This is a genomic window from Actinomycetota bacterium (genome assembly GCA_030017835.1).
Lineage (GTDB): Bacteria > Actinomycetota > Aquicultoria > UBA3085 > Oleimmundimicrobiaceae > Yes70-04.
Genome location: JASEGU010000015.1, coordinates 20,759 through 31,091, shown reverse-complemented (window position 1 = coordinate 31,091; position 10,333 = coordinate 20,759). Strand labels below are relative to the sequence as shown.

Sequence of the window (10,333 nt, the reverse complement as noted above, 5' to 3'; positions counted from 1 at the left end):
GTTATCAAGCATAAAGGTATCATATCACAGTACCAGTTAGGTAGGAATCACCAAAAAGAATGACTAAGACTAATCGAACAAATGTTTGTATATTTCAGTTTGGACGGCTATAATCGGTTTATCCACTGCTTGGCGGAGGGACGCTCTTTTCATGGACGGTTACACCAATCTTCTGATTATCCTTGCGGCGATAGCCGCGTCTTCTCTCATCATTTGGGCGCTCTTGAGCAGAAGAGGCTCGAGCTCAGATAACCTATTGCTTCAGGGTCAGATAATCGAACTTCAGAAGCAGTTAAGGGAGAGCCTTAGCGAAAATAACATTCGCCTTGATGAGAGGCTCGATTCGATAGGTAGAGCCATGGCCCAGTCGCAGCAGGCTTTCGGCGAACGGCTCGACGGGGCGAGCCGGGCGATGGGAAATGTCCAAGAGGCTCTGGGCAAACTCTCGGTCTCGACCCAGCAGATGATAGATGTGGGCACCGACATATCCAAGCTCAACCAGCTCCTTAGGGCTCCAAAATTTCGCGGGGGGATGGGAGAGACCTTCTTGGAGGAGCTCCTCTCCCAGGTCCTTCCCGCCCAGTACTTCAGGATGGGCTATCCCTTCAAAAGCGGCGAGAAGGTCGATGCCATCGTAACCATCGGCCAGATGATGGTCCCCATCGACTCCAAGTTTCCGCTCGAGAACTTCAAGAGGGTTATCGAGAGCTCGACCGAAGAGGAGCGAGCCTCAAACAGGAAGCTCTTTGCCAAGGACGTAAAGAGACATATCGATGCGATTGCGGGCAAATATATCCTGCCCGATGAGGGCACTTACGATTTTGCTCTCATGTATATCCCGGCTGAAAACGTCTACTACGAAGTGATCTCATCGCTCGGCGAGATATGCGACTATGCCAGAGAGCGGCGGGTCGTTCCGGTGTCGCCAAATCTATTCTATGCTTACCTTGAGGCCATCGTGATGGGTCTTAAGGGTTTTGAGATAGAGCGGGGGGCCAAAGAGATAATGGCCAATTTGAGCAGGCTAAAGGGAGATCTTGGCCGCTTCAAGGAGGACTTCGAAACGATTGGAAAGCATATCACAAATGCCAAGAATAAATATGACGACGCCGAAAGAAAACTTGATAATCTGGATGATAAGATAACCTCTGCAGCCGGCCACTCCGGATCGGCCGGTGAGCTCAAGTCCGACGAAAGGCTCCTTATTTCTGGAGATGATTAGGCCATCCTTAAAAAATTTGGGCCGCTTTGGCCGATAATTATTTGAAGTTTTTACTCTATCGGGCGTGGGTAATTATGCTTGAAAGTTTGGTTATAAGGTCATGAACATCGAAAAGAGGGACCGAGGAAGTTTGCTTGCTGTCAAAGTCGGTCTTGCCTCCAACATACTTCTTGCTGTCTTAAAGACCTCCATCGGGATAGTCGGCAACAGCGCAGCTCTTCTTGCAGACGGCATCAATTCCACCTCGGATGTGGCCTACCATATCGTGGTCGCCGTATTTATTCGCCTGTCTAGGAAGCCGCCAGACGATCATCATCCTCTCGGACACAGCCAAATGGAGAGCATAGCCGCGGTCATCGTCGGCTCTTTCGTGGTGACAACCGCTGTTGCCATCTTTTGGGATTCGGTAAATGCAGCTTACGCCCTAATGTTTAGGGGAAACGGCTATTCGACCATCTCTCTCTATGCCCTCTGGGTCGCGGTCATGACCGTGGTCCTCAAAATAGTATTGACCATCTTCACTAGGAGGCTTGGGGAGGAGACCAAGAACGCCGCCGTTGTGGCCTTGGCCTACGATCACAGGAACGATATCTTCTCTTCAAGCGCCGCGGCCCTTGGCATAGTCCTTGGCCGGATGGGATATCTCTTCGTCGATCCCTTGGCCGGAGCCGTCGTTGCCCTGGTGATCCTTAGGACCGGCATCGAGATACTCAGAGAATCCTCGGCCGATCTCATGGATTCGGTTCCCAGTCGTGAGCTCATGGAAAACGTTATCGAAATAATCGATGAAGTTGAGGGAGTCGAGGATGTGGAGAAGCTCTTTGCCCATCGCTTCGGTCCCTATTTGATAATGAATCTAACCATAGGTATCGACGGAGATATGACTGTGGCCGAGGGAGACCGGATAGCATCCAGAGTCGAGAGGCTCCTCTATACGAATATCGATTTCTTAAGGTACATAAATATCCATTATCATCCAGTAAGGTCCAGGCTCAAGTCCACGAGCCCAACGATAGCCCACTAGGCTTTATCCAATCCCGCCAAGTCTTAGGTTATTTGCGGAGGCGCCTTGAAGAGGATAATCATCGAGCGGTTTAAGTTGGGCGAGGTCCCCGTCCTTCTGATGTGCGAAGAGGGAGGGGGGAATCTTCCGGTTGTGGCATTCCTCCACGGATTCACCTCGGATAAGAGTCAGGGGATAAACTTAGGATATGCGCTTGCCGAGGAGAAGATGGCCATGATCGCCTTGGCTCCGAGACCAAGAAGAGGACCGACTTCATTAGAGAAATCGATCCAATCGGTCTGATTGAAAACTTTGCTCCAAAGCCTCTTCTGATGATGAACGGCGATGTGGATGAGAAATCGCCCAAAAAATATTCGATCGACCTCTACTCCAAGCTCGAACCCCTCTATGGCGGCGACCAAGAACGGCTGAAGCTCCACCTCTACGCGGGTGTTCACCACGGCTTAAAGACCGAGATGGTGGGCGAGACGGTATCCTGGTTCAAGCGGTGGCTTTAATATCTGCCCAGCCCGCTGCTTAAAAAGTTTTTCCACCCCAAGAAGGAATATCAACTTCGATGTCAAATTTATACAATACAAGGGTAATTTCCAATCCCAAGGGTCTATGAGCGATAAGACAAAGGTGTTTACCGGAGCCATCCTGATAACGATCGGAGCCCTGGCGTTGTTTGGCGGGGCGTTTTTTGGTCTTTTGGATATCGTCGGGGTTAAATACGCCTTTTTGATGGGACTCTTCTTCGGGCTGATGCTTGGAGCCGGGTTTATTCTCTACATCTACGGGCTTTTAAGGTTTCGCATGGGCGTCATAAGAGATATGTATAGGAAAGACGGCAAGTAGAGTCATCTCTTTTTTGAGAAATTCGAACTCGCAAAACTTAATATATTATTTGAGATAAAATGCACAATCGGTATTGATTTTTTATTCGGCTAATGATTAACTATTGGCGAAAGCGTAAGTCAAGTTCCTTTACAGCTCCACTTCAACTGCTTTAAGCTAATATTTAATTTTAGAACAGGGTACACATCCGCGGTAGAGGTACGAATTTTTTTGAGCGGCATTATCTTACTACTAGTCTAGTAAGTGGTACTAAAAAAAATTGAAGGGAGGTGACACATATGGCAGAGAAAGCTAAAGTAGAGGTCATAAACGCCGTCAATGTAGTCGGTTTCATCTTGATCGCCATGGCTGGTTGGGTCGACATCGTAGGACTTAAGCTCTTCTTCAACCAAAGGTCAGCATTCATGACCGGTCGTGCTTCCCTTCTTGGTGAGAAGCTTGCAACCCCCGGCGGCATGAGCGAGGCCATCTTCATCATCATCGTCGTCGTTTCATTCATCATCGGAGCCGGTATCTCGGCTAAAATTACCAAGGCTTCAGGTCTTATCGGTGGTCTTGTCTTTTCCGGTGTAGTGGTTATCATAACGGCAGTTCTCTTCGGGAGCGCTTCTCCTGGCGCCGCTATGGTAAAGGAATTTTCCGGAACCACAGAGACCTTAAGACTTATGACGGGTATCCTGCTCCCGATGGCTATGGGCGGTTTGAACGCCGCTACCAGCCTTACCAACATCAACAGGACTACTCACTTGACTGGTCCCGCTACCGATATCGGTATCAATCTCTTTACCGGTAACATGAGTATGGCCGTCTTCTGGATCCTTCGTTGGATCGGTTTTCCGGCCGGTGCATTTCTTGCAGTCGGTGTTGTCGGCGGCATGAGCCCAATGATGGCCCTGTTGATACCCGGCGTGGTTATCGCTCTTACCGGTATCGTTCAGAAGATGACGGTGGACATACCTCTCAAGTAATTATGGTTAGTTGATTCCAATCGATTAAAGAATGAAAGGAGGTGTAAGATAATATGATAGGAAAAAGCGTAGTAACCGATTTTACCCCAGAGGTAAAGTCTCCGGTTCTTGGTGAGAACGCCTATGTGCATCCGATAGGTGCCGCCATTGGCGATGTTCACTTGGGAAAGAGGGTTCTTGTTACCGGCATCGTCCGCGCCGATGAGGGTCAAGCCATAATTATTGGTGATGACTCTAACGTACAGGACGGCTGCATCGTTCACGGTCTTGAGACTCTGTCTCACGGCAAGCCTACCGCTAACCGCGTAACCGCTCCGGATGGTACGGAGTGCTCTGTCTACATTGGTGAAAGAACCTCCATGGCTCACCAATCTCAGGTTCACGGACCCTCTAAGGTTGGCAACGACTCCTTTATTGCCATGCAAGTTCTCGTCTTCAAAGGCGAGGTTGGCAACAACTGTGTTGTTGAGCCAGGTGCAAAAGTTCTGGGAGGCGTTAAGATTCCTGACGGTCGTTATGTTCCGGCTGGCTCGATTATCGCCAAGCAAGCTGATGCCGATGCTCTACCGATGATCACTGACGACTATCCCTTAAAGAACCTCAACAAGGGCGTCGTTCACGTCAACACCAGCTTGGCTGTTGGCTACAACAAGGAGCAACCGCTCTAAAGTTGAATGCAGCAGATGCTTTGTCGATCTTAAGGGCGGGTTTACCCGCCCTTAAGATTTTTTTATCTCTTCCAAAAAAGTGTCCTTGGGTATCTTTTCGGCTATAATTTAGCCATGAATCTACTGGATGAGCTCAACGATAAACAGAGAGAAGCGGTCTTGCAAACCGAAGGGCCGCTGATAGTTTTGGCCGGAGCAGGCAGCGGAAAGACCAGGGTACTTACGTATAAGGTCGCCTATCTCATAAGCGAACTCGGCGTAGACCCTCAAAATATTTTGGCCATCACCTTCACCAATAAGGCAGCCGGCGAGATGAAGGAGCGGATAAAATCTCTCATTGGCAAAGCCGCCTACGGGATGTGGATAGGCACCTTTCATGCCACTTGCGCAAAGATACTTAGAAGAAACGCCGATAAGATCGGCATATCTCGAAGTTTTACCATTTATGACGATGACGACCGGGTTCGCCAGATCGGTCAGTGCTTAAAAGAGCTCGGCTACGACCCCAAAAAGTACGCGCCCCAGGCGGTCAAAGCCAGAATCTCTTCGGCCAAAAACGAACTCATCGATATGGATAGCTTCGCTTCCTCGGCCGTCTCCTACCTTGATAGGGTCGTGGCCGAAGTCTATCGCCTCTATGCCAAGAAGATGGGTGAGAATAACGCCCTCGACTTCGACGATCTTATCTCCTGCACGGTCGATCTCTTTATGCTCTGCCCAACCGTTCTCGAATTCTATCAGGACGAATTCAAATACATTTTGATAGATGAGTATCAGGACACCAACCACGCCCAGTATCGCCTGGTCAGTCTGCTTGCCAAGAAGCACAAGAATATCTGCGTGGTCGGCGATCCCGATCAGAGCATCTACCGCTTTCGGGGAGCCGATATCAGAAACATCTTGGAGTTTGAGACCGAATATCCCGACGTTAAGGTGGTTCGTCTCGAGCAGAACTACCGCTCCACCAAGGTGATAATCGACGCTTCAAACCATGTGATAGAGAGGAATAAGAAGAGGAAGCCCAAGGCCCTCTGGACGGCCAAAGAGGAGGGCGAGCCGATAATCCATTTTCAGGCCGACGACGAGCACGAGGAGGCTGCTTTTGTGGCAAGCGAGATCGAGCGGGCCGCAAGCGATGAGGGCGAGAGCTATCGCAACTTTGCCATCTTTTACCGGACCAATGCCCAGTCGCGCGTGTTGGAGGAGGTCTTTTTGCGCTATGGCATCCCCTACAGGATAGTCGGGGGCTTGAGGTTCTATGAGCGCAAGGAGATAAAGGATATCCTGGCCTACCTTAAGGTTATCGCCAACCCGGCCGACTCGGTCAGCCTAAAAAGGATAATCAACGTGCCTGCAAGGAGGATTGGTGATACATCCATCGGTCATCTCGATAAGTTTGCCCTCAAAAACTCAGTCTCCTTCTTTGAGGCGCTAAACCGGGCGAGCGAAAACCCGCATCTTACCCCCTCGGCCAAGGAGAAGATGGCCGCCTTTTTGAACATATTGAGATCGCTTGCGGCTGATAAGGATGAGCCCGCCTCCCGCCTTTTAGAGAAGGTCATCGAGAGAAGCGGATACGTGGCCGCCTTAGAGAAAGAGGATACTATCGAGGCCCTCGGGCGCATCGAAAATATAAGGGAGTTTGCCTCGGCCATAGATGAGTTCGAGGTCGCCAATCCTGACAAGGGCTTAGTCGAATTTTTGGAGCAGATCTCACTCATAACCGATATAGATTCTTATGAGGAGGGGGCCGATTCGGTCACCTTGATGACCCTGCACAATGCCAAGGGTCTAGAGTTTCCATCCGTCTTTGTCGTCGGCATGGAAGAGGGGATCTTCCCCCACTCAAGGTCGCTTACCGAAGAGGCCGAACTGGAGGAGGAGAGACGCCTCTGCTACGTTGGGATGACTAGGGCCAAAGAGAGGCTCTATTTCATTTCGGCCTGGTCGAGGACGCTCTGGGGCTCTCGCAGTTACAATATGGTTTCGCGCTTCATCAAGGAGATACCGCAGGACTTCTTCGGCGTTCTAAAAGAGGTCGAGATAAGTTTGGAGCCGACGGTACTTTGCGAAGATTTCTCCGAAGGCGACGAGGTGCTCCACAAGACTTTTGGCGAGGGCAAGGTCGTCAGGATAGACGGCAAGCGAGCGGTAACGGTTTTGTTCAAACGGGTGGGCGAAAAGAAGCTCCTCTTGGATTACGCGCCTCTTAAAAAGATAAGTTAGGAGTCGAAGGATATGTCAGTCTACGTGATAGGGCATAAGAACCCCGATACCGATTCGATCGTCTCGGCCATCGCCTATGCGAGTCTTAAGAACCAGCTTGGAGGAGATCTCTATGAGCCCATCCGGCTGGGCAAGCTCAACAAGGAGACCGCATTCATCTTAAGTGAGCTCAAAATCGAGAGTCCAAGGCTGCTGGATCACATAAGGACGCGCGTCAAGGACGTGATGACCAAAGATTTGATAACGGTGGGCCCCAACTCGTCGGTCAAAGAGGCGGGTGAGCTGATATATAACAAGAACATCAGGAGCGTTCCGGTTGTCGATGAAGATGGTCGCCTGCTTGGAGCGGTCACTGAGCGGAGTATCGCTCACCGCTACATCGAGGAGCTTCAAGTCAGAAGCATCAAAGAAACGGGCTTAAGCCTGGGCAAGATCGCAGAGACCTTAGAGGGCGAGATAATCGTGGGCCAAAGCGACGGCGCCGTCTTAGGCAACGTCTTGATTGGGGCGATGCAGCCAGAGACGATGGCCACCTTCATCGAGGCTGGTGATGTGGTTATCTTGGGCGACCGGGCAAACGCCCAGCTTTTGGCCATCAAGAAGGAGATATCTTGTCTCATCGTAACCGGCGGTTATCGGCCGGAGGATGAAGTGATATCGGCCGCTGAAAAGGCGGGCGTCTTTCTAATCCTAACCCCAAAGGATAGCTTTGCGACCGCGCGCCTGATCAACCTGAGTCGCCCAGTGGAGGGGCTGATGGATCGGAACTACTTTACCCTTCAGATGGACGAGCTGATAGTCGATATCACAGAAGATCTGTTGGCTTCTGAGAACAGGCAGGGTTTTGTGACGGATGAGGATAACCATCTTTTTGGCATGGTGACCAGATCAGACCTTATTAATCCGCCCAGAAGAAGCGTCATCCTGGTCGATCACAGTGAGAAGAGCCAGTCGGTCGATGGGATAGAGGGGGCGAGCATCGTCGAGATAATCGACCACCACCGCTTGGGCGATATCCAGACGGCCGAGCCGATCCTGGTCATCAGCGAGCCGGTCGGCTCGACCTCGACCATCGTCTACGAGGAGTACAAAAAGCATGGCATAAAGCCCGATAAGAGGATGGCCGCCTTGATGCTTGCGGCCATTCTCTCAGATACCGTCCTTTTGAAGTCGCCGACCGCGACAAGCAAGGACGAGGCGGCCATCGCCGAGCTGGGCAAACTGGCCGGGCTTGACCCGATGGAGTTTGGGGTTAGGATGTATTTAGAAGCTTCGGGCGTGGCCGATATGAGCGCCGCCCAGACATTGATGACCGATTTTAAGGTCTTCAACCTGAGCGATCTAAAGGTCGGCATCGGTCAGGTCGAGACGACCGATCTGGACTTGGTCTTGGCCAGAAAGAGCGATCTCATCAAAGAGATGGAGCGAGCCCTGGAGGATAAGGGACTCGATACCGTCCTTTTGATGGTGACAGATATCGTTAAAGTCGGCACCGAACTTCTGGCGGTCGGTAAAGAGCGTCTGGTTGAGAAGCGTTTTTCGGTGGAGCTTAAGGATAACTCCGCTTTTCTGCCCGGCGTGATCTCCAGGAAGAAGCAAGTAGCCCCGGTTCTGGCTAAGGGCAAATAACAAACCCCAGTAAAATATTGGCATATTGCCAGGTTAAATAGTGCGTAGGGTGGTCTTCAAAAAGAACAATCAGCCTGGCCTTCTTTGAATATCTATAAGGTGCTATAATGCGGTCCATTACATTTCATGGAGGTGAAGCTTATGAGCAAGACATTCGACGAGATCAATCAGAAGATCAGAGAGGGGCGAGCGGTTGTCGTCACGGCTGAAGAGATCATCGATGTCGCACGCGAAAAAGGAGCTAAGGAGGCTGCCAAGATGGTCGACGTCGTCACCACGGCAACCTTTGGGCCCATGTGCTCAAGCGGCGCCTTCATCAACTTCGGTCACTCCGACCCGCCCATCAAAATGAGAAAGGTCTGGCTAAATAACGTTCCTGCCTATACTGGCATCGCGGCCGTCGATGCCTATCTCGGGGCGACCGAGATGAGCGAGGACAGGGGACTGGATTACGGCGGCGGCCACGTCATAGAGGATCTTATCGCCGGCAAGCAGGTAAAATTGAAAGCTATCGGCTTTCCGACCGACTGCTATCCCTTGGATGAGATCGAGACCTGCATTACGCTAAATGATGTTAATCAGGCCTATCTCTACAACTCCAGAAACGCTTATCAGAACTATTTTGTGGCCACCAACTCGTCGGATCGGACGATCTATACCTACATGGGGACGCTGCTTCCCAAGCTGGCTAACGCCACCTATTGCAGCGCCGGTCAGCTCAGCCCGCTACTTAAAGATCCCTATCTTAGGACCATCGGTATCGGGACCAAGATCTTTCTCGGCGGCGCCCAGGGTTTTGTCTCCTTCGAGGGGACGCAGTTCAACACGGAAAAGGAGCGAACCGAAAACGGGGTTCCCACCACGGCTGCGGCCTGCCTTGCCCTAAGCGGAGACTTAAAGGATATGACGACCAGATACATAAAGGCGGCCTCAATCCATAACTACGGCATCTCACTCTTTGTCGGCGTCGGTATACCGATTCCCGTTTTGGATGAGGATATGATTGAGCACCTCTCTCTGAGCGATGAGGAGATTTGCGTAGATATCTACGACTATGGGGTGGCCAGAAGAAGTCGGCCGAATCTGGGACGGGTAAATTATAAGGAGCTAAAGAGCGGCAAGATAAAGATAGGCGGCAAGATCGCAAGCACGGCTCCCCTTTCGAGTTACGCCCGGGCCAAGGAGATTGCAGAGGTTCTTAAGGGTTGGATCCAAAAGGGCGACTTCGAGCTGAGCGCGCCGGTTGCATCGCTGCCCAAACATAAGAAACCGACCACCCTTGAGGTCAGGTCGAAGGTGGGTGGTAGCTGTGACTAAGAAGAAGGTCGTTTTAACCTTTCCAGCCGAGAACATTGAGCAGCCGATAACCTATCGCCTGGTCAAAGATTTCGACCTCATCCTAAATATCCTGAGGGCCGAGATCCACGAAGAAGAGACGGGCCGCATGGTCTTGGAGCTGGAAGGTCCAGACAAGGCGATCGAGGACGGCATAGCTTATCTTAAAGATCAGGGCGTCGATGTGACTGAGGCGGCCCGGGATATCGAGCTCGATATCGATGAGTGCGTAAGCTGCGGATTTTGCACGGCCGTCTGCAGACCAAGGGCTCTGCAGCTGGATGACGAAACCAGAGAGCTAAACTTCATCAAGGAGAATTGCATCCTTTGCGGTCTCTGCGTCAAAGCTTGTCCGCTCGGCATAATCAAGGTCAAGTTCTAAAAGGCTTTAGCAAGCCAAAAATATCCAATATAGCGCCCCTTG

11 protein-coding genes are annotated in these 10,333 nt (G+C 51.2%); all 11 read left to right on the top strand.

What is annotated here, in order from left to right; genetic code table 11:
- Window positions 1-151 precede the first annotated feature (151 nt).
- The gene (locus QMD53_05045; protein ID MDI6800018.1) at window positions 152-1,222 is read left to right on the top strand and encodes a DNA recombination protein RmuC; all 1,071 of its coding nucleotides are present in this window, start codon (window positions 152-154) and stop codon (window positions 1,220-1,222) included.
- A 130-nt stretch (window positions 1,223-1,352) separates the two neighbouring features.
- Entirely contained in the window at window positions 1,353-2,246 is an 894-nt protein-coding gene (locus tag QMD53_05040; protein MDI6800017.1) for a cation diffusion facilitator family transporter, read from the top strand.
- Between the two features lie 45 nt (window positions 2,247-2,291).
- Complete coding sequence (locus QMD53_05035; protein ID MDI6800016.1) at window positions 2,292-2,528, top strand: hypothetical protein; 237 nt, start codon at window positions 2,292-2,294, stop codon at window positions 2,526-2,528.
- 29 nt (window positions 2,529-2,557) lie between these two features.
- Complete coding sequence (locus tag QMD53_05030; GenBank protein ID MDI6800015.1) at window positions 2,558-2,743, top strand: hypothetical protein; 186 nt, start codon at window positions 2,558-2,560, stop codon at window positions 2,741-2,743.
- 106 nt (window positions 2,744-2,849) lie between these two features.
- Complete coding sequence (locus tag QMD53_05025) at window positions 2,850-3,083, top strand: hypothetical protein (protein ID MDI6800014.1); 234 nt, start codon at window positions 2,850-2,852, stop codon at window positions 3,081-3,083.
- Window positions 3,084-3,361: 278 nt separating this feature from the next.
- Window positions 3,362-4,051 carry a DUF1275 family protein gene (locus QMD53_05020; GenBank protein MDI6800013.1) on the top strand — a complete coding sequence of 230 codons (690 nt, stop codon included), beginning with the start codon at window positions 3,362-3,364 and terminating at the stop codon, window positions 4,049-4,051.
- A gap of 53 nt (window positions 4,052-4,104) precedes the next feature.
- Window positions 4,105-4,719 carry a carbonic anhydrase gene (locus tag QMD53_05015; protein ID MDI6800012.1) on the top strand — a complete coding sequence of 205 codons (615 nt, stop codon included), beginning with the start codon at window positions 4,105-4,107 and terminating at the stop codon, window positions 4,717-4,719.
- A gap of 114 nt (window positions 4,720-4,833) precedes the next feature.
- Window positions 4,834-6,945, top strand: coding sequence for a DNA helicase PcrA (gene pcrA, locus QMD53_05010; protein ID MDI6800011.1), 2,112 nt, complete (start codon window positions 4,834-4,836; stop codon window positions 6,943-6,945).
- 12 nt (window positions 6,946-6,957) lie between these two features.
- Entirely contained in the window at window positions 6,958-8,574 is a 1,617-nt protein-coding gene (locus QMD53_05005) for a putative manganese-dependent inorganic diphosphatase (protein MDI6800010.1), read from the top strand.
- A gap of 141 nt (window positions 8,575-8,715) precedes the next feature.
- On the top strand, window positions 8,716-9,891 hold the full coding sequence (locus QMD53_05000) for a homocysteine biosynthesis protein (protein ID MDI6800009.1): 1,176 nt from the start codon (window positions 8,716-8,718) through the stop codon (window positions 9,889-9,891).
- Entirely contained in the window at window positions 9,884-10,291 is a 408-nt protein-coding gene (locus QMD53_04995; protein MDI6800008.1) for an NIL domain-containing protein, read from the top strand. The genes QMD53_05000 and QMD53_04995 overlap by 8 nt, the downstream gene beginning before the upstream one ends.
- Window positions 10,292-10,333 lie beyond the last annotated feature (42 nt).